Annotated in this window: 21 protein-coding genes; 9 read left to right on the top strand and 12 right to left on the bottom strand. The window is 65.6% G+C overall.

Annotated elements, in window-relative coordinates:
• Window positions 1–5 precede the first annotated feature (5 nt).
• A complete protein-coding gene (locus tag ACP4XC_RS10620; protein ID WP_427174929.1) occupies window positions 6–233 on the top strand; it encodes a hypothetical protein in 228 nt (75 codons plus the stop codon).
• 26 nt (window positions 234–259) lie between these two features.
• On the opposite strand, the gene ACP4XC_RS10615 is transcribed toward ACP4XC_RS10620, so the two are convergent.
• Window positions 260–1,033, bottom strand: coding sequence for a GNAT family N-acetyltransferase (locus ACP4XC_RS10615; RefSeq protein ID WP_427175085.1), 774 nt, complete (start codon window positions 1,031–1,033; stop codon window positions 260–262).
• 122 nt (window positions 1,034–1,155) lie between these two features.
• On the bottom strand, window positions 1,156–2,940 hold the full coding sequence (gene aspS / locus ACP4XC_RS10610; protein ID WP_427174928.1) for an aspartate--tRNA ligase: 1,785 nt from the start codon (window positions 2,938–2,940) through the stop codon (window positions 1,156–1,158).
• Window positions 2,941–3,039: 99 nt separating this feature from the next.
• Here aspS and ACP4XC_RS10605 point away from each other — a divergent pair, with 99 nt between their 5' ends.
• Window positions 3,040–4,296, top strand: a complete 1,257-nt coding sequence (locus tag ACP4XC_RS10605; RefSeq protein ID WP_427175084.1) for an APC family permease — start codon at window positions 3,040–3,042, stop codon at window positions 4,294–4,296.
• A gap of 40 nt (window positions 4,297–4,336) precedes the next feature.
• Here the strand turns inward: ACP4XC_RS10605 and hisS are convergent, their stop codons facing one another.
• Window positions 4,337–5,683, bottom strand: a complete 1,347-nt coding sequence (gene hisS / locus ACP4XC_RS10600) for a histidine--tRNA ligase (protein ID WP_427174927.1) — start codon at window positions 5,681–5,683, stop codon at window positions 4,337–4,339.
• A 245-nt stretch (window positions 5,684–5,928) separates the two neighbouring features.
• Between hisS and ACP4XC_RS10595 the strand changes: the two genes are divergently transcribed.
• The 3 genes from ACP4XC_RS10595 to ACP4XC_RS10585 all read left to right on the top strand — a co-directional run bounded on the left by ACP4XC_RS10595 (window position 5,929) and on the right by ACP4XC_RS10585 (window position 9,180).
• Window positions 5,929–6,735 (top strand): peptidylprolyl isomerase, encoded by an 807-nt coding sequence (locus ACP4XC_RS10595; protein WP_427174926.1) that lies wholly within the window; start codon window positions 5,929–5,931, stop codon window positions 6,733–6,735.
• A 61-nt stretch (window positions 6,736–6,796) separates the two neighbouring features.
• Window positions 6,797–8,470 (top strand): DUF349 domain-containing protein, encoded by a 1,674-nt coding sequence (locus tag ACP4XC_RS10590; protein WP_427174925.1) that lies wholly within the window; start codon window positions 6,797–6,799, stop codon window positions 8,468–8,470.
• A gap of 89 nt (window positions 8,471–8,559) precedes the next feature.
• A complete protein-coding gene (locus tag ACP4XC_RS10585) occupies window positions 8,560–9,180 on the top strand; it encodes a hypothetical protein (RefSeq protein WP_427174924.1) in 621 nt (206 codons plus the stop codon).
• Here the strand turns inward: ACP4XC_RS10585 and ACP4XC_RS10580 are convergent.
• The 9 genes from ACP4XC_RS10580 to pdxT form a co-directional block, all read right to left on the bottom strand.
• Window positions 9,177–11,570 (bottom strand): RelA/SpoT family protein, encoded by a 2,394-nt coding sequence (locus ACP4XC_RS10580; protein WP_427174923.1) that lies wholly within the window; start codon window positions 11,568–11,570, stop codon window positions 9,177–9,179. The two genes, ACP4XC_RS10585 and ACP4XC_RS10580, sit on opposite strands and share 4 nt — an antisense overlap.
• 135 nt (window positions 11,571–11,705) lie before the next feature.
• Window positions 11,706–12,725, bottom strand: coding sequence for a protein translocase subunit SecF (secF, locus tag ACP4XC_RS10575; RefSeq protein WP_427174922.1), 1,020 nt, complete (start codon window positions 12,723–12,725; stop codon window positions 11,706–11,708).
• Window positions 12,726–14,483 (bottom strand): protein translocase subunit SecD, encoded by a 1,758-nt coding sequence (gene secD, locus ACP4XC_RS10570; RefSeq protein WP_427174921.1) that lies wholly within the window; start codon window positions 14,481–14,483, stop codon window positions 12,726–12,728.
• A gap of 118 nt (window positions 14,484–14,601) precedes the next feature.
• Entirely contained in the window at window positions 14,602–15,015 is a 414-nt protein-coding gene (gene yajC / locus ACP4XC_RS10565) for a preprotein translocase subunit YajC (protein WP_427174920.1), read from the bottom strand.
• A 228-nt stretch (window positions 15,016–15,243) separates the two neighbouring features.
• Entirely contained in the window at window positions 15,244–16,329 is a 1,086-nt protein-coding gene (ruvB, locus tag ACP4XC_RS10560) for a Holliday junction branch migration DNA helicase RuvB (protein ID WP_427174919.1), read from the bottom strand.
• Window positions 16,322–16,966, bottom strand: coding sequence for a Holliday junction branch migration protein RuvA (gene ruvA / locus ACP4XC_RS10555; RefSeq protein ID WP_427174918.1), 645 nt, complete (start codon window positions 16,964–16,966; stop codon window positions 16,322–16,324). The genes ruvB and ruvA overlap by 8 nt, the downstream gene beginning before the upstream one ends.
• Before the next feature lie 91 nt (window positions 16,967–17,057).
• Window positions 17,058–17,645: a crossover junction endodeoxyribonuclease RuvC gene (ruvC, locus tag ACP4XC_RS10550; protein WP_427174917.1), complete on the bottom strand. Its 588-nt coding sequence runs from the start codon at window positions 17,643–17,645 to the stop codon at window positions 17,058–17,060.
• A gap of 49 nt (window positions 17,646–17,694) precedes the next feature.
• A complete protein-coding gene (locus tag ACP4XC_RS10545; RefSeq protein ID WP_427174916.1) occupies window positions 17,695–18,450 on the bottom strand; it encodes a YebC/PmpR family DNA-binding transcriptional regulator in 756 nt (251 codons plus the stop codon).
• Window positions 18,451–18,453: 3 nt separating this feature from the next.
• Entirely contained in the window at window positions 18,454–19,155 is a 702-nt protein-coding gene (gene pdxT, locus ACP4XC_RS10540) for a pyridoxal 5'-phosphate synthase glutaminase subunit PdxT (protein ID WP_427174915.1), read from the bottom strand.
• A gap of 91 nt (window positions 19,156–19,246) precedes the next feature.
• Between pdxT and ACP4XC_RS10535 the strand changes: the two genes are divergently transcribed.
• The 4 genes from ACP4XC_RS10535 to ACP4XC_RS10520 all read left to right on the top strand — a co-directional run bounded on the left by ACP4XC_RS10535 (window position 19,247) and on the right by ACP4XC_RS10520 (window position 23,694).
• Entirely contained in the window at window positions 19,247–20,563 is a 1,317-nt protein-coding gene (locus tag ACP4XC_RS10535; RefSeq protein ID WP_427174914.1) for a MurT ligase domain-containing protein, read from the top strand.
• Window positions 20,560–21,327, top strand: coding sequence for a type 1 glutamine amidotransferase (locus ACP4XC_RS10530; protein WP_427174913.1), 768 nt, complete (start codon window positions 20,560–20,562; stop codon window positions 21,325–21,327). Before ACP4XC_RS10535 ends, ACP4XC_RS10530 begins: the two co-directional genes overlap by 4 nt.
• A 51-nt stretch (window positions 21,328–21,378) precedes the next feature.
• On the top strand, window positions 21,379–22,587 hold the full coding sequence (lhgO, locus tag ACP4XC_RS10525) for an L-2-hydroxyglutarate oxidase (protein WP_427174912.1): 1,209 nt from the start codon (window positions 21,379–21,381) through the stop codon (window positions 22,585–22,587).
• Window positions 22,588–22,761: 174 nt separating this feature from the next.
• Complete coding sequence (locus ACP4XC_RS10520) at window positions 22,762–23,694, top strand: S1C family serine protease (RefSeq protein WP_427175083.1); 933 nt, start codon at window positions 22,762–22,764, stop codon at window positions 23,692–23,694.
• Window positions 23,695–23,793 lie beyond the last annotated feature (99 nt).

Raw genomic sequence — 23,793 nt, 5'->3', positions numbered from 1 at the left:
AGCACATGCCCCGTATGATCAGCCATGGGAGCGCCTATCCGCACCACTGGCCAGCCCATCCCAACGGCAGGAAGTCCTCCGCGCCGATTGCCCCGGAACGCGGCTCCGGCACCGTCCTGGCCGGTTCGGCCGCACCCGGATCCGCTGCCGCCCCCGCCGTCACGCCCACGGACCGCGGTCAGTTGACGGCAGCACCGTGGATCGGGCTCCACTACGAAACTGAAGTGGCCTGACGCTCTTTCCTGGCGCGGGGTCTTCACTAGCAACCCGTCAGGTGCCTCCTGGGCCGTTCCTGCCGATAGATATAGCGGCCCGCCTCCTGGAATCCTGCCTCCCGGTAAAGGCCCCTCGCGCCCGTGTTGGATGCCATGACCAGCAGCCAGTATCCCGTCAGCCCGCGTGCCGCACCGGCGGCAAGCAATGAGTGGAGCACCCGCATGGCGTACCCCCGGCGTCTGGCGTCCTGCCTGGTGGCCATGCAGTACAAGCCTCCCTGCCTGCCCGCCAGGGCAAGGCGTCCGACGGCGGCGGGCATACCGTCATCGTCGCGCACCAGTGCGTACAGGGAGGGGCAGCCGGTCAGGATGTCGCGGGCAACGCCCATTTCGGTGTCCCCGCCGCGGCCGTCAACGCCCCACCACAATCCCAGCCACTCATCTGACGGCTCGTCCAGGATGTGGACGCCGGAGTCCGCTGGCGGGGCGGCCGTGCCCCTGCGCTCCAGGATCACGGTCTCGGACTGCCGGGTGAAGCCTTCATCATCGAGGACGGCGTTCAGGGCAGCGTGGCGTGGACCGTCGAAAACCTGGAAAATCAGGGGCAGGCGGCGGCTCCGGTACCACAGCCGCGCCTCCCGCAATGAAGCGAGCCGATCCTGGCCTGTGCCGGTCCCGGGGATGCTAAGGGCACTCCACGTGCTGTCCGTTTCCCAGCGGGGCCACACCGAGTTGGTCCGTTGCGTCACCCCGGACGCCGCCCGGAGCACCCAGGCGCCCGCTTCGTGACGCTCGGCGGCCGGCCAGGCGGCATCCATCAGCAACTCAAGTTCAGGACAGGCTTCCTCTTCAGCCACACCTTCCACCTTCCGTTATTCGGTCTTAACGGGAAAGGGGCTCCCCGGTAACCCGGAGAGCCCCTTCCATTGGCCCTGTTCGTCTACTTCTTGGTGTCCTCGGCCTTCCTGGCCTCCGGCTTGAAGTCGACGCCGGCTTCCTTGCGCTGCTGCGCGGTGATCGGCGCAGGCGCGTCCGTGAGCGGGTCGTGACCGCCGCCGGACTTGGGAAAGGCAATGACGTCGCGGATGGACTCCACGCCGGCCAGCAGGGCCACAACGCGGTCCCAGCCGAAGGCAATACCGCCGTGGGGCGGAGCACCGAACTTGAACCCCTCAAGGAGGAACCCGAACTTGGTCTCCGCATCTGCCTTGTCCAGGCCCATGAGCTCAAAGACACGCTCCTGGACTTCGCGCTCGTGGATACGGATGGAGCCGCCGCCGATTTCGTTGCCGTTGCACACGATGTCGTAGGCATAGGACAGCGCGGACTCGGGATCCTGGTCGAAGCTGTCCATGTACTCGGGCTTGGGCGAAGTGAAGGCATGGTGCACGGCGGTCCACTTGCCGGCACCGACGGCCACGTCTCCAGACGCCACGGCGGCTGCGGCCGGTTCGAACATGGGGGCGTCAACCACCCAGCAGAAGGCCCAGTCTGTGGGGTTGATGAGCCCGGTGCGGTGGCCGATTTCGACGCGGGCCGCGCCCAGGAGGGCGCGGGAGGGGGTCTTCTCGCCGGCGGCGAAGAAAATGCAGTCGCCGGGCTTGGCGCCCACGGCATCGGCGAGTCCGGCACGCTCTGTGTCGGTGAGGTTCTTGGCCACGGGGCCGGCGAGTTCGCCGTCCTCCTTGTACAGGACGTAGGCCAGGCCCTTGGCGCCGCGCTGCTTGGCCCATTCCTGCCAGGCGTCCAGCGCACGGCGGGCCTGCGAGGCGCCGCCCGGCATCACAACAGCGCCAACGTAGGGTGCCTTGAAGACGCCGAAGTTGGTGTCCTTGAAGAATTCGGTGAGTTCAGTGAGCTCCAGGCCGAAGCGGAGGTCCGGCTTGTCCGAGCCATAGCGCGCCATGGCGTCGGCATAGGTGATGCGCTGGATGGGCGTCGGAATCTCGACGTCGATCAGCTTCCAGAGTGCCTTCACGATGCTTTCGCCGAGCGAAATGATGTCGTCCTGCTCCACGAAGCTGGCCTCGATGTCCAGCTGCGTGAATTCGGGCTGGCGGTCGGCGCGGAAGTCCTCGTCGCGGTAGCAGCGGGCAATCTGGTAGTACTTTTCGAAGCCGCCCACCTGCAGGAGCTGCTTGAAGAGCTGCGGGGACTGCGGCAGGGCGTACCAGGAACCCGGGGCCAGTCGTGCGGGGACCACAAAGTCGCGGGCGCCTTCCGGCGTCGAACGCGTAAGGGTGGGGGTTTCGATCTCCACGTAGCCGTCCCGGTGGAGCAGCTCGCGGGCCACGCGGTTGGCCTCCGAGCGCAGGCGCAGATTGCGGCTGGGGCCGGGGCGGCGCAGGTCCAGGTAACGGTGTTTGAGGCGCGCTTCCTCGCCAACCTCAACGTGCTCGTCGATCTGGAACGGCAGCGGGTCGGAGGTGTTGAGGATGGTCACCTTCTCGGCGATGACCTCGATCTCGCCGGTGGCCAGCGCCGGGTTCTCGTTGCCTTCCGGGCGCTTGGAGACCGTGCCCACAACCTGCAGCACATACTCATTGCGCAGGCCGTGGAAGACCTCTTCCTCACGGACAACTACCTGGGCAATGCCCGAAGCGTCACGCAGGTCAACGAATGCGACACCACCGTGATCACGACGACGGCCCACCCAGCCGGCCAGGGTTACGGTTTGTCCAATGTGCTCGGAGCGAAGGGACCCGAGGTCATGTGTGCGCAGCACAGCTTACCTTTCAGAAGGAAGACAGAGGTGAAGTTCATTATGATCGTTGCGGGAACGATCCCGTTCGAGTTTACCCGTTGGAAAGGCGTCCGCTCCCCCATGCAAAGCCATCAGCAGCTACAACGCAGGCTCGGAGTGTTCGACGCCACGGCCATCGGTCTCGGATCCATGCTGGGCGCCGGCGTGTTTGTGGTCTTCTCCCCCGCCACCGCCCTGGCTGGCAGTCTCATGTTCATTTCGGTGCTTGTGGCCGGCGCCATTGCCTACTGCAACGCGGTGGCTTCGGCCCAGCTGGCGGCGAAATATCCGGCCAGCGGCGGCACTTATGTCTATGGGCGTAGGCAGCTGGGCGAGTGGCCCGGTTTCATCGCCGGGTGGGGATTTGTCACGGGCAAAACGGCGTCATGCGCGGCGATGGCATTGACGTTCGGCCATTATGTGGCACCCGCCTACGCCACACCGGTGGCGCTCGCGGCCGTGGTGGCCCTCACGGGCGTTAATCTGCTCGGTATCACCCGCACCGCCTTGCTGACCCGGATACTGCTGGCGGTTGTCCTGTCCACCCTAGTGTTTGTGGCGGTAGCCAGCATCGTGGGTCCGCACGCCGCCTCGTCAGCGGGAACTGCGCACGCCGGATCCACGGTGGGTAGCGCGTGGGGGATCCTGCCGGCGGCCGGGCTGGTGTTTTTCGCGTTCGCCGGCTATGCCCGGATCGCCACCCTCGGCGAGGAGGTCAGGAACCCCACCGTGACCATCCCACGGGCCATCCTTGCCGCCCTGGGCGCCGCGTTCGTGATCTACCTGGGGCTGGCACTGCTCCTGCTCTGGCACCTGACTCCCGGGCAGCTCTCGGAGTCACTGTCCCCGTTGCTCGACGCCGTGAAGATCTCCGGCCTCAGCGCGGGGGCCCCGTTCGTGCAGGCAGGCGCGGCGGCAGCGTCCCTGGGCGCCCTGCTGGCCCTCATCACCGGGGTAGGCCGGACCACCCTGGCCATGGCGAGGGAACGCGACCTCCCCGCCCCACTCGCCCGGGTGGGCGGACGGCACACAGTTCCCTACCTTGCGGAGCTTTCGGTGGCCGCAGCGGTGATCGTGCTGCTGCTGACCACGAACGTGCTGACCGTGGTCGGATTTTCGAGCTTCGGCGTGCTGATCTACTACTCGGTCACCAACGCCGCCGCTTTCACCCTGTCTGAACGTCCGCGCCATGCGCCCAAGTGGCTCAACGCGGCGGGCTTTGTGGGCTGCCTCATCCTGGCCGCCACACTGCCAGCCACCTCCGTGCTGGTCATGGCGGCCGTCCTCGCTGCCGGCATGGCCGGGCGCCTGGTGGTCCTGCGCCTCCGGCGCCCGTAGCGAACCACAGCTGAAGCCGCCACTGGCGGGCGCAGCGCGGCTAGGCCTTGGTGACGCGAACGTGCAGGTCCTCTTCCGACGGCGTCCAGGTGGCGGGATCGGCGTCTGTCTGTTCGCCCGAGCGGAGGTCCTTGACCTGGTGCTTGCCGTCGTCGTCGGTGAACCAGACGAAGGGGATGCCCCGGCGGTCGGCGAACTTGATCTGCTTGCCGAATTTCTCCGCCTTGGCTGCAACCTCGGTGGAGATTCCACGGCTGCGCAACTGCGCGGCAACGTCCTGGGCGGCGTCCCAGCTGTCGTCGTTGTTCAGGGCGACGAGCACGGCGGTGGGAACGGACCGTGAGGCACGGGCGAGGTCCTGGCTGAGGATCCTGGAGACGAGCCGAGTGACGCCGATGGAGAGCCCGACGCCGGGGAACTTGCGGTTTCCTTTGCTGGCCAGCGCGTCATAGCGGCCGCCGGAACAGATCGAGCCGAGCTGTTCGTGGCCCACCAGGACGGTTTCCACTACGGTGCCGGTGTAGTAATCGAGTCCCCGTGCAATACTCAGGTCGGCCACAACCTTGCCCGGGGCGCGTTGGACGGCCGCCGCGATGACCTGCTCCAGTTCATTGAGGCCTTCCTCGAGGAGGTCGTCCTTGACGCCGAGGGCGCGCACCTTTTCCACAAAGGAGGTGTCTTCGGTCCGGATGCCGGCAAGACTCAGGGCCAACTGCGCCTGCTCCTCGGTGGCACCCAGTTCGGTCTTGAGCAGATCCGCCACCCTGGCCGGGCCGATCTTCTCGAGCTTGTCGATGCTCCGCAGGACCCCAGCGGTGTCAGTCAGGCCAATCCCCCGGTAGAAACCCTCCGCGAGCTTGCGGTTGTTGATCCGCAGCCGGAAGTCAGGAATCGGAAGCGCGTTCAGGGCTTCGGCAATCACCAGTGCAATTTCGACGTCGTAACGGAACGGCAGCTCGCCGTCACCCACCACGTCGATATCCGCCTGGGTGAACTCGCGGGCGCGGCCCTCCTGGGGGCGTTCGCCACGCCACACCTTCTGGATCTGGTAGCGGCGGAAGGGAAACGCAAGGTACCCGGCGTTTTCCACCACGTACCGGGCGAACGGCACGGTCAGGTCAAAGTGCAGGGCCAGGGAGTGGTGGTCGCCTTTGGCCGCCTTGGCGTCTTCGCCTTCGTCGTCCTGCAGGCGGCTGAGTCCATACACCTCTTTGTCGATTTCACCCTTGCGGAGCAGCTGGCCCACCGTTTCCACGGCGCGGGTCTCGATCGAGGAGAAGCCGTGCAGCTCAAATACGCGCCGCAGGGTGTCCAGGACATGCAGTTCCACCAGCCGCTCCTCGGGAAGCCACTCGGGGAATCCGGACAGGGAGGCGGTGCGTGCCATGGTGGATTTTCTCCTCAGGTAACAGCAGGCCGGGAGTCCTCTGCGCAGTATTCCGCCCAAAACGGGGCGGGAAGGGCGGGAGATCAGCCAGTCATGCATAAACTATGTGCGGCAGTCAGTTTATGCTTCCGGCGCCGGCAACTCTAATGCGGGGCAGCCCGGGCGTTGCCTGCCGTACTGCAGCTGGACACCGGACGTCGCCCCTGGCCCGTCATGGCGGATCAGCCCGACAACCAGGAGGACTTTTGGCGGCCAGTTCACGGAGCGCCCGCGAAGCCAAGCGGCGCATCCAGCAAATGGAAGCGAAGCGGGAGCTGCGCCGGCAGCAGGACAGGCGGCGCCGGCGGGACAATATCCTGGCGGCAGGTGCGGGCACCGCCGCGGTGGTGCTCGCCGTCGTCCTCCAGCTCACAGTCTTCTCCAGCAACCCGACGGAAGCGGAATACGCGGCCGCCCAGGCCGGACTGACCAGCCCGTCCGCCACGCCAACGCCCACCGCTGGGCAGAGCAACGGTCCCAACATTCCCAAGCCCGAAACGGCTGCCGGCAAGGTGTTCACCGGAGAGCTTAAACTGAACAGCGGCTCGGTGGGCGTGGAGCTCGACGGGACCAAGGCCCCGCAGGCCGCCGCTGTCTTCAAGTCGCTGGCCGACCAAAACTACTACAACGGCGTCAGTTGCCATCGCCTCACCACGGCAGACACCTTCGGGGTGCTCCAATGTGGTTCCAAGACCGGGGACGGCCAGGCAGATCCCGCCTATGCCTGGGGGCCGCTGGAGAACACACCGCCGGACAACAAGTACCCAGCCGGGACCATTGCCGTTGCCCGGACCGGCGACAACGCCTACGGCAACGGCACGCAGTTCTTCATCGTCTACAAGGACACCACCATCCCGGCGGATTCGGCCGGTGGCTACACGGTGGTGGGCAAGGTGACCTCGGGGCTGGATGTGGTGACCAAGATTGCCGCCGCAGGGATTAAGACAGGTGGAAATGCAACAGACGGCGCACCTGCGGAACCAGTCACGATAGACTCGTTCTCTCTGAAGTAACAAGCCCCGGGCTCCAAGCTGCGGGTGCTGGTATTTCCCTCCAAGCGAAAGACTTTTAGCGGTGACAGACAGTCAGAAATCCGACGAAACAGTAGAAGCAGCTGCCAGCGAGGCCCAGGCTCCCGAGGCTGAGAGCCAGGCAAGCCCCGAAACCACGGTGGTGGAAGCAGCCGCGGACGCAGCGCCCGCACAGGAAACACCGTCCGGCGACGCGACCGCTCCCGAGGCTCCAGGTGTGGATACCCCCGCGGCGGAGGCGCCGGCGGCGCCCGAGGCCCCGGTTGCCGAGGCTCCAGTAGCGGAGGCGCCGGCGGATGACACTCCGGCCGCCGAGGCTCCCGCTGCCGCTCCTTCGCCAAGCCCCGCCCCTTCGCCAAGCGCCGCCCGGCGGCCTGCGCCGTCTCCGGCTGCTTTTGCCGCACGGCCCAAGACTGCACCTTCAGCAGCCGTGCCCGTTCCCGCGCCGGTTTCCTCGGCGGCATCGCTGGCTGAGGCCGCACGGTGGGGCCGGGTTGAGGGCGATGGACAGGTGTTCCTGACCATTGATGGCGAGGAACACCCCGTGGGCCAGTACCCCGGCGTCAGCGACGACGAGGCACTGGGTTACTTTGCCCGCAAGTTCGACGACGTCGTTGCACAGATTGTCCTGTTGGAACAGCGAGTGGGTTCCAAGGCCCCCACCACGGACATGCAGAAGACCGTGACGCACCTCCGCGAGCAGTTGGCCGAACGGAACATGGTGGGCGACCTCCGATCGGCAGAAGGCCGCCTGGACACCTTGGCCGGCCAGATCACGGAACTGGAGAAGGCGGAAAAGGCCGAGCACGACGCCGTCCGGGCAGCGGAGCTTGCAGCCCGGGAGGCCATTGTGGCCGAGGCCGAGACAATCTCCGGCCAGGATCCCGCCCAAATCCAGTGGAAAACCTCCAGCGCCCGGATGAACGAGCTCTTTGAGAGCTGGAAGACGGCGCAGAAGAGCGGTGTGCGCCTGGGCCGCAGCAACGAGGACGCACTCTGGAAGCGGTTCCGGGCCGCACGCACCGTCTTTGACCGGCACCGCCGGGCCTACTTCTCGCAGCTGGATAGCAACAACTCGGCGGCGAAGTCTGCCAAAGAGAAGCTGATCTCCGAAGCCGAAGCGCTGTCCTCATCGACCGATTGGGGCTTCGCAGCTGGTGAATACCGCCGCCTCATGGACGAATGGAAGGCATCCCCCCGCGCCAGCCGCAAGGATGACGACGCCCTCTGGGCTCGCTTCCGTGCCGCCCAGGACGTCTTTTTCACGAACCGCCAGGCAGCCAACGACGAGATCGACCAGGAGTACGGCGCCAACCTCAAGGTGAAGGAAGCGCTCCTCGTCGAGGCCAATGCGCTGCTTCCCATCAAGGATCTGACGGCCGCCAAGAAGGCCCTCCAGTCCATCCGGGACCGCTGGGAGGAAGCCGGCAAGGTGCCCCGCGCCGACATGGGACGCATCGAAGCCGGTCTCCGAAAGGTGGAAGACGCAGTGCGTCACGCTGAGGACGAGAACTGGAAGCGGTCCAATCCTGAGACCAAGGCCCGGACCAACAGCGCCTTGAGCCAGTTGGAAGCAGCCATTGCAGGGCTGAAGGAAGACCTCGCCAAGGCAGAGAAGGCCGGCGACCAGCGCAAGATCAAGGCTGCCCAGGAAGCCCTGGATGCACGCCAGGCATGGCTTGACCAGATTTCGCGCTCCGCCAGCGAACTCGCCTAGGCACCGCTTCGCCGCAGGCCCCGTTCCGGTTATCCACATAACCGGAACGGGGCCTGTATCTGTTAACGGCTGCAGGCGAGGATGGCAGCATGGCTATCCCCTCCCGTCTCGTGACGCGCCCCCCGGCAATTCGGGCCCCGCAGGCAGAGCTGTACTCACCGGGCCCGGTATTCTCCTGGCCGGAGTTGCAGGCGATGGCGGCGGACGGCGTCCTGACGCAGCTCTACCAGAGCGGATATGCGCTTCCCGGCACTGCGCTGACACCACAGCTGCGCGCGAGGGCCGCCTCCTTCGCCGTGCCCCCGGCCATCCGCCGTCGGGTCGTGGCGGGCCGAATGACAGCAGCCTGGATTTACGGGTGCGCGCCGGAACCGGACAGGCTGGCCCTGCTCGTCGATGCAAACCGGCGGATCTCCAGCCTGCGGACAACCCGGGGCTGCACCCTGCACGAGGTCAAGCTCGGCCCATTCGACGTCGTGAGCCTGGGCGGTCTGCTGGTGTCCAGCCCGCTGCGGACCGCTGTGGACATCGCCCTGCATGTGGATGCGGAGCGCGCGGTGCCGGCGCTGCGGCGGATGCTGGCCTTGCCTGAACTCGACGTCAGGCTGCGGCTGCTGACCCGTGCCGTGGAAGCCACACCGCGGGTTCCGTACAAGAAGGCCGCGCTGGAGGTGCTTGCGGCCCTGCCGACCGAGGCAGGCGGCGGCTAGCTGCGCCGGCGGTTGCCGGTGGTCCGGTAGACGTCGAACACGCCGTCGATGCGGCGCACGGCACTGAGTACGTGGCTCAGATACTTCGGGTCGCCCATTTCAAAGGCGAACTTTGAGATAGCCACCCGGTCGTTGGAGGTGTGCACGCTGGCCGCGAGGATATTGACGTGGTTTTCGGACAGGATCCGGGTCACGTCCGACAGCAGGGACTTGCGGTCCAAGGCCTCGACTTGGATCTCCACCAGGAAGACGCTCGATTGCGTTGGAGCCCAGTCCACCTCCACGATGCGGTCCGGCTGGTCTTTGAGGTCCGACACGTTCGTGCAGTCGGTCCGGTGCACCGACACTCCCGAGCCGCGGGTGACGAATCCGAGGATGGGATCCGGCGGCACGGGCGTGCAGCAACGGGCCAGCTTGACCCAGACGTCGCCCACACCGCGCACAATCACGCCGGAATCGGCGTACTTGGTCTTGCTGACCTGAGTCGGGATACTGACTTCGGTGAGATCGTCTTCCGGGCTCTCGTTGCCGCCCAATGTCTCAACGAGCCGCTCCATCACGGACTGCGCGGAGGTGTGGCCGTCTCCCACGCCGGCATAGAGCCCGGAAATGTCGACGTACTTGAAGTGCTCCGCCACCTCGGCCAGGGCGTCATGGGTCATAAGCCGCTGTAGCGGCAGGTTCTGCTTCCGCATGGCCTTGGTCAGCAGGTCCTTGCCGCGGTCGATCGCTTCCTCGCGGCGTTCCTTGCTGAACCATTGCCGGATCTTGTTCCGGGCCCGGGCACTCTTGACGAAGTGTTGCCAGTCCTGGCTCGGGCCGGCGCCTTCCGCCTTGGATGTGAAGATCTCCACCCAGTCGCCGTGGTTCAACTCGCTGTTGAGGGGTACGAGCTTCCCGTTGACCCGGGCGCCAATAGTCCGGTGGCCCACCTCCGTGTGAACGGCGTAGGCAAAGTCCACCGGGGTCGAGCCGGCCGGCAGGGCCATGACCTCGCCCTTGGGCGTGAATACAAACACTTCACGGGCATTGATTTCGAAGCGGAGTGAGTCGAGGAACTCTCCGGGATCAGAGGTTTCCTGCTGCCAGTCAACAAGCGACCGCAGCCACCCCATGTCGCCGTCTCGCGGGCTTCCGGGCCCCGTGGCGGTGCGGTTGGGCTGGTCCTTGTACTTCCAGTGGGCGGCCACGCCGTACTCGGCGCGGCGGTGCATTTCGTGGGTCCGGATCTGGATTTCCACGGGTTTGCCGCCCGGCCCGATCACGGTGGTGTGGAGGGACTGGTACATATTGAACTTGGGCATCGCGATGTAATCCTTGAACCGCCCGGGCAGCGGGTTCCAGCGCGAATGCAGGGTGCCCAGCGCCGCATAGCAGTCGCGGACCGAGTCGACGAGCACCCGCACGCCCATCAGGTCGTTGATGTCGTCGAAATCCTTGTCCCGGACGATCATCTTCTGGTAGATGGAGTAATAATGCTTGGGCCGCCCGGTGATGGTGGCCTTGATCTTGGCCGCGCGCAGATCTTCGGTGATCTGGTTACGGATAACGCTCAGGCTCTTTTCTCGCTCCGGCGTGCGCTCCCCCACCATCCGCACGATTTCCTCGTACACCTTGGGGTATAGCGCAGCGAAGGAGAGATCCTCCAGCTCCCATTTGATGGTGTTCATACCCAACCGGTGCGCCAGCGGGGCGAAGATCTCCAGCGTTTCACGGGCTTTGCGCGCCGAGGACTCCGCAGAGACAAAACGCCAGGTCCGCGCATTGTGCAACCGGTCCGCGAGCTTGATCATGAGCACCCGGATGTCCTTGGCCATGGCCACAACCATCTTGCGCACGGTTTCGGACTGGGCCGCCTCGCCGAAGCTGACCTTGTCCAGCTTGGTGACGCCGTCCACCAGCATGGCCACTTCCGGGCCGAAGTCGGCCTTGAGGTTCGCCAGTGTGTACGGCGTGTCCTCCACGGTGTCGTGCAGCAGCGCGGCCGCCAGGGTGGTCCCACTCAGTCCGAGCTCCGCCAGGATGGTGGCGACCGCCACGGGGTGGGTGATGTACGGATCGCCGCTCTTGCGCTTCTGGCCCCGGTGACTTTGTTCGGCAACAACAAACGCCCTCTGGATGAGGTCGAGGTCTTCCTTGGGGTTGTTCGCGCGGACGGTCCTCAGCAACGGCTCAAGAATGGGCGAATACGTCGGAGTGGCGCGCCCGGTAAGGCGGGCCAGCCTGGAGCGGGTCCGTTCACGTCGCCCGGGGAACGTGGGCCGGGCTCCTGAATTATCCACCGGAACGGCTTCGTCCGGACGTCCGGAAGCCACCAGACCGGTCTGCTGACCCTGGCCAGTACCTTCACTTCCGCCGGCAGTAGGCACCGGCGTCGAACGTTCTTCCAATGAAGCACCCCTCACGACCCATTTAACTCTTCCAGTCTATTCCCGCGGGAGGGCACTTCGATAACCGGTGCGGCAATGCGAACGGCCGGGCACCGTCACGAATGACGGTGCCCGGCCGTTTGGCACGACCGAGACTCAGGCAGTCACAGTTTCCGAGGAGCCGGAAGCCTTTGCGGCCGCTTCGGTCCGGCGGCGTTCAACGCGGCCGGCCTGCTTGACGAGCGGGGGCTCGCCCTGCCGCAGCCAGGCATAGAGCGGGGCGGCGATGAAGATCGTGGCCGCCGTTCCGATCAGGATTCCCACGAAGAGCGCCAACGAGAGATCCCGCAGCGTGCCGGCCCCCAGCAGTCCCGCACCGATGAACAGGATGGCGCCCACCGGCAGGATGGCCACCATCATGGTGTTGATGGACCGCACCAGCGTCTGGTTGACGGCCAGGTTGACCTCCTCGACAAAGGTGCGCCTCGTGGAAGCGTCGAGGCCCGCGGTGTTCTCGCGGATCTTGTCGAACACCACCACTGTGTCGTAGAGCGAATAGCTGAGCACTGTCAGGAAGCCGATGATGGCTGACGGGGTCACCTCGAAATCGCTGAGGGCGTAAACACCGGCGGTGACGAACATGGTGACAAGCATGCCGACGATCGCTGAGAGCGACATCTTCCAGGTCCGGAAGTACAGCGCCATAAGCACCGCGGCAAAGGCCACGAAGATCACGAGCCCCAGCAGGGCCTGCTTGGTGACATCCGCGCCCCAGGTGGGCCCGACGAACGTGGAAGTCACCTCATTGTCGGTGACGCCGTACGCCGTGGTCAGCCCCTCCTTGATCTTCAGGGTCTCGTCATCCGTCAGCTTGTCCGTCTGGATGCGCATGGTGTTGCCGGCTACGTTCGCAACGCGGGGAATACTGCCGGCGACCACGTTCTGCACCGCCTTCTCACCGAGGTTCGAATCGGTCGACTTAACGTTCGAAACCGTGAACTCGGACCCGCCCCGGAACTCAATGCCGAGGTTGAACCCGCCCTTGGCCACAGGGATGAGGATGGAGAGGGCGACGGCGACGGCGGCCACCAGGAACCAGATCTTCTTGGCTCCCACGAAATCATACGAGCGCTTGCCCGTGTAGAGCTCGTTACCGAAATTGGCGAAGCTGGGCATTTACTTGCCCTCCTTGGTTGAGCTCTTGGAGGAACCGGCGAGTTGGTCCTGCTTTTCAGCGAGACGGCGCTCGGCGATGGTCATCCGGCGTTCGGCTTCCGCCGCGGCTCCGGCATTCTTGGTCCGCGCCACGGGCTTTTTCTCGTCCGGGCTGCGGAGCCTGCCGGCGCCGCGGTAAAGGGGCACGGCGCCGAGGCGTTTCGGATCAAGGCCGGAGAACTTGTGGCCTTCGCCAAAGAACCTCGTCCGCGCCAGGAGCTGCAGCGTGGGGTGGGTGAACATAAAGACCACAATGAGGTCGGCGATGGCAGTCAGGCCCAGGGTGAATGCGAAACCCCGCACGTTGCCGACCGCGACGAAATACAGCACCAAGGCGGCGAGGAGGTTCACAGCCTTGGAGGCCAGGACAGTGCGCTTGGCGCGCTTCCAGCCGTTCTCCACGGCAGATACCAGTCCGCGTCCTTCGCGCAGCTCATCGCGGATACGTTCGAAGTACACAATGAATGAGTCCGCGGTCTGGCCGATCGCGACGATGATACCGGCCACGCCGGCCAGGGACAGCCGGTAGTTCTCGGTCCAGCCAAGAATTCCGATGGCCAGGTAGGTCAGGGCGCCGGCCACCACCAGCGATGCGATGGTGACGAAGCCGAGGGCCCGGTACTGGAAGAGCGAGTAAACCACCACCAGCAGCAAGCCGATGAGGCCTGCCAGCAGACCCATCCGAAGCTGCTCGCCGCCCAGCGTGGCGGAAATCTGCTGCTCACTCTGGATGTCGAAGCTGATGGGAAGTGCGCCAAAGCGGAGCTGATCGGAGAGCGCCTTGGCGGACTGCTCCGTGAAGCCGCCCGTGATCTGGGGGCGTCCGTCGGTGATCACGGCAAGTGAGCGGGGCGCCGAGATGACCTGGTCATCAAGGACGATGGCGAACTGGGCCTTGGGGTCGGAGCCGGACTGGCCGCCACCAGCGGCGTAGAACTGGTAGAGCCGTTCGGTGACCTCTTTGAACTTCGCGGTCCCGGCGTCGTCGAACTGGATGTTGACTGCCCACTCGTTGGTGACTGCGCCCTGCGCACCGCGCTGAAGCTGGAAGGAAGAGGACTTAATGTTGGAGCCCTTCACCTCAACCGGGCCCAGGATGTACTTGATGGCAGGGGAGGTTGCAGTTGCCGGCTCACAGGTCACGAGTGGCTTGGCGGGATCGGAACGCTCCTGCTTGTCCTGGGACGGGTGGTCGCAGTCGAGGGTTTCGAACTTCTTGTAGACGTCCGCGGTGATCCAGTTGACGTCGCTGCTGTTCGCGGGCGCGGCGGTCGGCTTGGGCAGCTTGTCGTCCGGGGTCAGGGACGCGGCAGGCACGGGCGCGCCGGCTCCGGCCTGCAAGACCGGACGGAAGTTCATGTCCGCCGACGCCTGGATCAGTGCGCGGGTTTCCTTGGAGGGAGTCCCGGGAAGGCTCACCACCACGTTGCGGCCGGACTGCGTGCTGATCTCCGCTTCCGCCACGCCCGAGCCGTCCACGCGTTGGCGGATAATGGCCACGGCCTGGTTCAGCTGTTCCTCATTGATGCCTGAACCGCCCTCGACCTTGGGCGCCAGGATCATCTGGGTTCCGCCTTCCAGGTCCAAGGCGAGCTTGGGCGCCCAGCTCGCCTTGCCGGCCATGTTGCCGCCCGCAAGGACGGCCGTCATGACGGCAAGGATAACGCCGAGCCACACCAGCACCCTGAGGGCTGGGTTTTTGGGGCCAGTTCGTGCCATTGTCGATCTTTCTATTGTTTACGGAGGAGCCGCCGGGCCGGGCTGACGAGCCCATCCCCGGCGGCGGCCCGCAGCCGTAAGAGGTGGTTACCTGGCTTGATGGGCGGGAAAAGTCAGACTAGCTGTCTTTCTTGCCTTCATCGTTGAGACGCTTCAGCGTTTCGTCCGGAGTTTCAATGTCCGCTGCGGCGGGCTCCGCATCCCGCGTGGTCAGGGAAGAAGCGTCGTTGGGGACAACCGTGTGCTCGGCCTCGACGGGCTCGGCCGTTGCGGCTTCCGCCACGGGCTCAACGATCTTGGTGACGGACTGGCGGTGGACCGTGGCGAGGTTGCCGGGGGAAAGCTCCAGCACAACCTTGTTTTCGGCCTCGTCGATCTCGACGATGCGGCCAAAGAGCCCGAAGCTTGTCATGACCTCAACGCCGGTGCCGAATTTCGACTGGAGCTCTGCCTGCTGCTGCTGCGTCTTTTTGTTGCGGCGGAACATCATAAAGACGAAGACGCCAAGCATGACGAACAGGAGAATTGTCATTGGATCCAAGGGGAAATTCCATTCTTTTGCTTTGAAGCTGGTATTCAGCAACGTCGGCTTTGCTCTGGGCTTCGACCTGGCGGGTGGCCCGCCGGCAGCAGAACCTGGCGTCCGGCCCGGCGGATATCCGGGCCGGTCCAGCAGCGGCGGCATGCTGCCGCCCGCAGAACAAAGACCCGAACGTGCCGAGCGTTATACCAGTCTAAAGGGAAAGCAAGCCAGCCGGTGCTATTGGGGGTGCGGAAGCCACTCCGGAACGGATTCCTCGCCGCTGTCGTCTCCAAACAGGGCCAGCGCTTCCTGGCCGAAGACGCCGTCGGGCACGGCAAACCCCAGATGGGTCCAGGCCGGGGCCATCGCTATCCGTCCGCGGGGCGTCCGGCCCAGCAGGCCCTCCCGGACAAGGTAGGGCTCAGCGACGGTTTCCACCGTTTCGGGCTCCTCCCCCACGGCGATTGCGAGGGTGGACAGCCCCACGGGGCCGCCGCCGAACTTGGTGATCAGGGCCTCGAGGACGTTGCGGTCGAGGCGGTCGAGGCCGCGCTTGTCCACTTCATACATGTCCAGTGCGGCGGAGGCGGCCCGCGCGTCGATCTGCTCGATTCCGTGGACCAGCGCCCAGTCGCGAACCCGGCGCAGGAGGCGGTTGGCGATGCGGGGCGTGCCCCTCGATCGGCCCGCGATCTCACTGAAGCCGGCAGAGTTCACTTTCAGGTCCAAGAGCCCGGCCGAACGCCGAAGGACCAGTTCCAGTTCCTCAACGGAGTAGAACTCGAGGTGGCCGGTGAAACCGAACCTGTCACGAAGTGGCCCGGGAAGGAGACCGGCCCGCGTGGTGGCTCCCACCAGGGTGAACGGCGGCAGCTCCAGCGGAATGGCGGTGGCTCCGGCTCCCTTGCCCACCACGATGTCGACCCGGAAGTCCTCCATGGCCATGTACAGCATTTCCTCGGCGGGCCTGGACATCCTGTGGATTTCGTCCAGGAACAGGACTTCTCCCTCGGACAAGGAGGACAGGATGGCTGCCAGATCCCCCGCGTGCTGGATGGCGGGGCCGCTGCTGATGCGCAGCGGTGCGTTCATCTCCGCCGCGATGATCATCGAAAGGGTGGTCTTGCCCAGGCCGGGAGGGCCCGACAGCAGAACGTGGTCCGCACTGCGGCCCCGCATGCGCGAAGCCTCCAGGACCAGCGACAGCTGTTTGCGGACGCGGTGCTGGCCCACGAAGTCGTGGAGGTTCTTGGGCCGCAGCGCGGCCTCGATGACGCGCTCCTCCGGCTCCTCGCCGCCGCCGACAAGGGACGGTTCAGCCACGGCTGCCTACCCGGTTGCCGGCGCGGGCGCCGTCCTGGCCCAGCCAGCGAAGAGTGGCCCGCAGGATTTCAGCCACCTGTCCCTTGTCCGCCAGCTCCGGCGAATCGGCCAGGGCCTTGTCGATGCTTGACGTGGCGTCCTTTTCGGACCAGCCCAGGCTCGTCATGGCGGCAACCACTTGGGGCTTCCATTCGGCGGGCGCGGTGGTGCTGGCGGCAGGGCCTTCCCCGGTACCGTGCGGGACGAGTTTTCCGGCGAGCTCAAGGACGATCCTGCCCGCCACCTTGGGTCCGATGCCGGGCACCTTGGTGAATGATTTGCCGTCTCCCGTGTGGGCGGCCACCCGGATGGCCTCCGGATCGTGAACCGCCAGGACCGCGAGGGCCAGCCGCGGCCCCACGCCGCTGACGCTAAGCAGGACGTCAAAGACCTCCCGTTCGTCGTCGCTGGCAAAGCCGAACAGCGTCAGCGAATCCTCCCGCACAATCAGCGAGGTGAAAAGCTTGCCCTCCTCGCCCGTGCGGAGACGGCTGAGGGTTTGAGGCGTCGCGTTGACGCTCATGCCGGCGCCGTTGAGATCGATCACGGCCGAGGACAACCCGACGTGCGCTACGGTTCCGCGGAGAAAACTGATCAAGGCCGGGCTCCTGGGTTTACAGCTGAATGCAGCCGGGAGAACCCGGCTATCCGAACATATCTACGAATACCCTAGCAAGCGGCCCGGACATTCACCGTGCACGGCGCGCCTTCGCCTCGGCCTCGGCCCATGCCCGCTGCGCCGGCGTCAAGGACTGGCTGCCCGGGCCCGTGGTGACTGCGCCTGTGGTGGAGATTCCGCTGCCGGCCCGCCAGGCGTGCGTGATGGCAAGGGCCAGGGCGTCGGCGGCGTCTGCCGGCCGCGGCGGGGCATCCAGCCGGAGGATCTTAGTGACCAGCTTGGTCACAGCGTCCTTGTTGGAGGTTCCGCTGCCCGTGACTGCGGCCTTGACTTCCGACGGAGTGTGGAGGGCCACGGGGATGCCGCGCCGGGCCGCCGCTGCGATCACCACTCCGGACGCCTGGGCCACGCCCATCACGGTGCTGACGTTCAGCTGTGAAAAGACGCGCTCCACTGCCAGCACGTGCGGCTCATAGCGGTCCAGCCACTCATCGATGGACGTGGCGATGAGCAGAAGACGCTGGTCCAGGGACTCGTGCGGGGACGTGCCCACCACACCGACGGCCACCAGGGTGGCACGCCGGTTCTTCTCGACGTCCACCACGCCGATACCGCACCGCGTGAGGCCCGGATCGACGCCCAGCACGCGAAGAGTCACGGCCGGGATTCCGGTGGGCGGGGACCCGCCCACCATCGCAACGGCCGGGTCACTCAGCTTCCAGTGCGGCCTGCACTTCGTCGCTGAGGTCCGCGTTGCTGTAGACGTTCTGGACGTCGTCGAGGTCTTCCAGCGCGTCAACCAGCTTCATGAACTTCTTAGCGGCATCCAGGTCCAGGGGCACCTGCATCGAGGGCACGAACTCGACCTCGTCGGTGTCGTATTCCATTCCGGCTTCCTTGAGGGCATCCCGAATCGCCGGAAGATCGGTCGGCTCGGAGTGGATCTCGAAGGAGTCCCCGTTGTCCTTGACTTCCTCGGCCCCGGCATCCAGGACGGCCATCAGGACGTCGTCCTCGGCGAGCCCGTTCTTCGGCAGTGACACAACGCCTTTGCGGGTGAAGAGGTAGCTGACCGAGCCGGGATCGGCGATGGTGCCCCCGTTGCGGGAGATGGCAAGGCGCACTTCGGACGCGGCACGGTTCTTGTTGTCCGTGAGGCATTCGATCAGCAGTGCCGAGCCCTGGGGTCCGCGGCACTCGTACATGATCTCGGTGTAGTCCACGACCTCGCCGGTGAGGCCGGCGCCGCGCTTGATGGCGCGGTCAATGTTGTCGGCTGGCACCGAGGTCTTCTTGGCCTTCGTGACCGCGAGTTCCAGGCCCGGGTTGCCGGACAGGTCCGGCCCGCCCATGCGTGCGGCAACTTCGATATTCTTGATCAGCTTGGCGAACGACTTGGCCCTGCGGCTATCAAGGATGGCCTTCTTGTGCTTGGTCGTCGCCCATTTGGAGTGGCCTGACATGCTTTACGCTTCCCCTCTGATCATTCGAATAAACAGTTCATGCACGCGCTTCTCTCCCGTCACTTCCGGGTGGAAGGAGGTGGCCAGCAGCTTGCCGGAACGCACTGCAACAATTCTAGCCGCCCCGTGCAGAGTCTCCGGGTGGGAGACGTTGGCCGGCGCCACCTGGGCCAGCACTTCGACATCAGGGCCCACGCGCTCAACCCACGGGCCGCGGATAAAAACGGCGTGCACCGGTGCCACCCCGTTCCCGGCGGCGCTGAAATCAAGGCCCTTGAAGTCCAGATCCGTTTCGAAAGATTCGCGCTGGCGGCCGAAGGCGTTCCGGCGCACTGTGATGTCCAGCCCGCCAAACGTCTCCTGCGGCTTGCCTGCGAGGTCGGTGGCCGGGTCCGCGATTTCGTCCGCCAGCAGGATCATGCCCGCGCAGGAACCGTACACCGGCAGGCCCGCCCGGATGCGTTCACGCAGTGGATCGGCCAGTTCGAAAATGCGGGCGAGTTTGTCGATGGTGGTGGATTCGCCGCCGGGAATGATGAGTCCGTCGATGCCGTCGAGTTCAGCAGGCCGCCTGATTCCGACGCCGGTTGCGCCGGTGGCCTCGGCGGCACGCAGGTGTTCGCGGAAGTCGCCTTGGAGCGCCAGGACTCCGATGCGCAGGCCTGAGCCCACACGGGGAGAGTCCGTGGAAAGGGGATTGGTCATTAAAACAGCATAATGCTCTGTCCATGGCCGGAATTCACGCGCGGGCCTGCACGGACCGGTTGGATGCCGGGGCTGGGATATATTACAGAGCATGCTTTACATCAGCGTTCCGCTCGGCAAGTTCGTCCGCCGGGTCTCCCGGCTCAGGGGCGGAGGCTCAGCCCTTCCCGGCCTTGTGGTGGAGAAGATCGACCCCGGATTCATGCAGCGGACACTGTCCACCCTGCCCCTGGGCGTCGCCGTCGTCAGCGGCACCAACGGCAAAACCACCACCACCAAAATGGTGGTGGAACTACTGGAAAGCCAGGGCCTCAAGGTCTTCACCAACCGCACCGGCAGCAACTTCACCAGGGGCGTGGCCGCCGCTCTTTTGGGTGAGGTCGACTGGCGCGGCCGCCTCGACGCGGACGTCGCGGTGCTCGAACTCGACGAGGCCCACGCGGTGCATTTCGTCAACAGGGTGCCCCCGCGCTACAGCCTCCTGCTCAACGTGCTGCGGGACCAGTTGGACCGCTTTGGCGAAATCGACACGACCGCACAGCTGCTGCAGCACATCGCGTCCAAGACCACGGGAACCGTTGTCCTGAACCGCGAGGATCCGCGCGTCGCCCGGATCGCCGACACCCTTGACCGGCGCGAACGCGGCGGCCCGGAAGTCCTCTACTTCGGCCTTGACGACTCCTTGTTAAGCACCTTCCCGAACGACGACGATATGCACGCCGCGGCTCCCGCGGCGGAGGCCTCAACCGGGAAGCCGGCTGCCGACGTCGTCCTGCGCAGGGTGGGGGTGGATGAGGCTGATTTTGAGTACGACGGCGTCACAGTCACCACCGGGATGAAGCTGCGCGGCGTGTACAACATCTTCAATGCCGCGGCCGCGCTGACTCTGGCACGGGCCATCGCGGTGCGCGACGCCGGCAAGGGAAAGATGGTGGCCGCCAACAACGACAGCCTGCTCGCGGCCCTCTCCCAAGTGGCGCCCGCCTTCGGCAGGGGCGAGAGCCTCGTCGTCGACGGCCACCCGCTGGAACTGGTACTGGTCAAGAACCCCAGCGGCTTCAGGCTTGGCCTGAAGTCGTTTCCGGCGGCCGGCTACGCCACCATGATCGCCATCAACGATAACTACGCCGATGGCCGGGACATGTCCTGGCTGTGGGACGTGGATTTCGACACGCTTCGGGCCTGCGGGGTGGATCAGCTCAGCGGATCCCGTGCCTACGACATGGCCCTGCGGCTGCAATACGACGACGTCGCCATCGGCGCCGTGGACACCGAGATAGCACCGGCACTGGCAGCCTTCATCAGGGGCGCCAAGGACAAGCCCAAGCGGATCTTCTGCACCTATACGGCCATGCTCGCCATCCGCCGCGAGCTTTCGAAAATCACCACAGTGGAGGTGGTCTCATGACCCACGTGTCCGGGCACGGGCTCCCGCCGGCGGAAGCTCCCGCGCCCAAAGGAACCATCCGAATCCTGCAGCTATATCCGCGTGACATGAACATCTACGGCGACTGGGGCAACGCGCTGGTGCTCGCGCAGCGGTTGCGCTGGCACGGCTACACCCCGGAACTCCTCGAATACAACGTGGGGGACGATTTCCCCGCTGACGTGGACCTCATCGTTGGCGGCGGCGGCCAGGACAGCGGTCAGCTGGTCATCCAGGACGATCTCCTCTCACGGGAGTCCACCCTCAAGGAGCTGGCCGAAGAGGGCACGCCCATGCTGCTGATCTGCGGCCTCTACCAGCTTTTCGGAAAATTTTTCAAGACGCGGACCGGTTCGGTCATACCCGGCATCGGAGTCCTCGATGTGGAGACCCACGGAACGGACGAGCGCCTGATCGGCAACGTGAAGGTGTCCTCCACCGAGTTTGGTGACATCCTCGGTTACGAAAACCACAGCGGTCAGACCACCCTGGGCCCGGGGGTCCGGCCGCTGGGCACAACGGCCAAAGGCACCGGTAACAACAGCAAGGACTGCCAGGAAGGAGCCCGCTACCGCAACATCGTGGCGAGCTACCTGCACGGATCACTCCTGCCCAAGAATCCCGCCATCGCGGACTTCCTGATCCGCACCGCGGTGGAGCGCAAATACGGCAGTTTCAGCACCGGGTCTCCGGACGACCGCTACGCGGTGCTGGCCCGTGAGCATGCGGGGCGCCGACCGCGATAGGCAGCCTCAGGGACGATGGACGCAAAGCCCCCCGACGCGGGAAGGACCACCATGACGGAAAACATCGGCATCATCGGCGGAGGAATCGTCGGGATCGCCGTCGCGCGGGCCTTGGGCATCCGTGGCCTGGGGAACATCACCGTCCTGGAGAAGGAACACCGGGTGGCCATGCATCAGACCGGCCACAATTCCGGGGTGGTCCATGCCGGCCTCTACTATGCCCCCGGGTCGCTGAAGGCCAGCCTTTGCGCACGAGGCCGGGAACTGACCCGCGAATTCTGCGCGGAAAAAAACCTGCCGTACCGCGAACTGGGCAAGCTTGTGGTGGCGCTGACAGAGGACGAACTGCCCGCGCTGGCTGCGATCGAAAGCCGCTCCGTCATGAACAAAGTCCCGGGCCTGCGCCGCCTGGACGCCCGCGAACTGCGGGAAATCGAACCCCACGCGGCAGGGGTGGCGGCGCTGCACTCGCCACGGACTGCCGTGGTGGACTACTCGGCCATCACCGAAGCGATGGCCGACGACGTCCGGGCCTGCGGCGGACGAATTCTCCTCGGCCATGAGGTCACGGCCATTACCGCCGGTCATGGCGAGGTCCGGGTCACCACGGGTCACTCCGAGCTGGTTTTCGACCGTCTCATCGTTTGCGCCGGTCTGCAGTCCGATGTGGTCGCTGGCTTTCTTGGCGCCTCACCGGCGCCTAAGATTCTGCCGTTCCGGGGCGAATACTGGGCCTTGTCCCCCGCGAAGCAGCACTTGGTGAACGGCATGATTTACCCGGTTCCGGACCCACGCTTCCCCTTCCTGGGTGTGCACTTTACGAGGGGCGTGTACGACTCCATCCATGTGGGACCCAACGCCGTGCCCGCCCTTGCCCGGGAGGGCTATACCTGGACCAGCTTCTCCGGCAAGGACACCCTGGCTTCGTTGACGTGGCCCGGTGCGGGGGCCCTGGCCAGGCAGCACTGGCGAATGGGAGCGAAGGAGATAGCCGCGTCGCTGATCAAGCGCCTGTACTACCAGCAGGCCCGCCGCTTTATCCCGGAGCTTCACATCAGCGATCTCACGGCGAAAACCGCCGCCGGAGTCCGAGCCCAGGCGTGGGCCAGGGACGGCTCGCTCCTCGATGACTTCGCCATTGACCAGGTGGGACCGGTGACGCTGTTGCGCAATGCTCCCTCCCCTGCTGCCACGTCGTCGATGGCCATCGCGGACCATCTACTGGAACACCACGTCCTGCCGGACAGCCGGCGGCCCTGAGTGCGCGACCACCACGTGCCAGCCTGTGAGCGGATTTCACTGACGGCGTAGGCCGCAAAGGACTAGCCTGCCGCGATCGGTCGTTGAACCAGTATCAGGTCAGGGAGGTCCGGGAGGTACATCGTGGCCACGATCAGAGATCCGCTTTTAGGCGCCGACGGGGACGAAGACCCCATGGACTCATATTCGGCTACCGTCATCCGGGTGGCCGGCATGGTTACCAGGCACGTTGCCGCCATCCAGATGGCCGCCAACGGGCGCAGGGGCCCGTACCGCGTTGGCGCGGGCTCGGCGGTGCTGTTCACCTCGGACGGGTTCCTCGTGACCAACGCCCATGTTGTCGGCAGTGCCGAGAAGGGCAGCGTGGTATTCGCCGACGGTTCCAGGACCGCCGTTGAAGTTGTTGGCGCCGACCCGCTCTCTGACCTGGCTATCGTTCACGGTAAAGCTCCGGACGCGACTCCGGCCGAGTTCGGCGACGCGGAGACCCTCCGGGTGGGGCAACTGGTCGTCGCGGTCGGAAACCCGCTGGGACTCGCCGGGTCGGTGACCGCCGGGGTGGTCAGCGGCTTAGGCCGTTCAATCCCGGTGTGGTCGGGGCGGAACCGCCGTGTCATCGAAGATGTCATCCAGACGGACGCCGCCCTCAACCCGGGCAATTCGGGCGGCGCACTGGCGGATGCCCGTGGACGCATCGTCGGGATCAACACCGCCATTGCGGGAGCCGGGCTGGGACTCGCCGTTCCCGTCAACGCCACGTCCCGGCGCATCATTGCCTCCCTGCTGCAAACGGGCCGCGTGCGGCGTGCCTACCTTGGCCTGGTGAGCACCCCCGTCAGGCTGGGGGCGAATGCCATAGTCCGGACGGGACATCGGGACGGTCTGTTGGTTGCGGAGGTGCTGCCCGGGTCGCCGGCCGAACGCGCGGGGCTCCGGGCCGGAGACACGGTGCTGAGCGTGGGCCTGAAGTCCGTGTCGAACGCAGAGAGCCTACAGAAATTGCTCTTCGCCGACGCCATCGGCGTCCCATTGGACATTGCGGTGCTCCGCGACGGGAAGGAGCTGGTGCTGGTGGCAGTACCCGAGGAAATGACCGACGGGGCGTAGGGAAGGCGTCCCCGAAGGCCCGTGAGCGCAAGACAAGTAGCAGCCACTCTGTTGAGTCGTTGAAGCCGCATCGTATCTTGGGCATACCGCGCCAGCGGT

The organism is Arthrobacter sp. 92 (assembly GCF_050260325.1).
GTDB lineage: Bacteria > Actinomycetota > Actinomycetes > Actinomycetales > Micrococcaceae > Arthrobacter.
The sequence above is the reverse complement of the archived record's forward strand: the minus strand, read 5'-3'. Positions and strand labels throughout refer to the sequence as shown.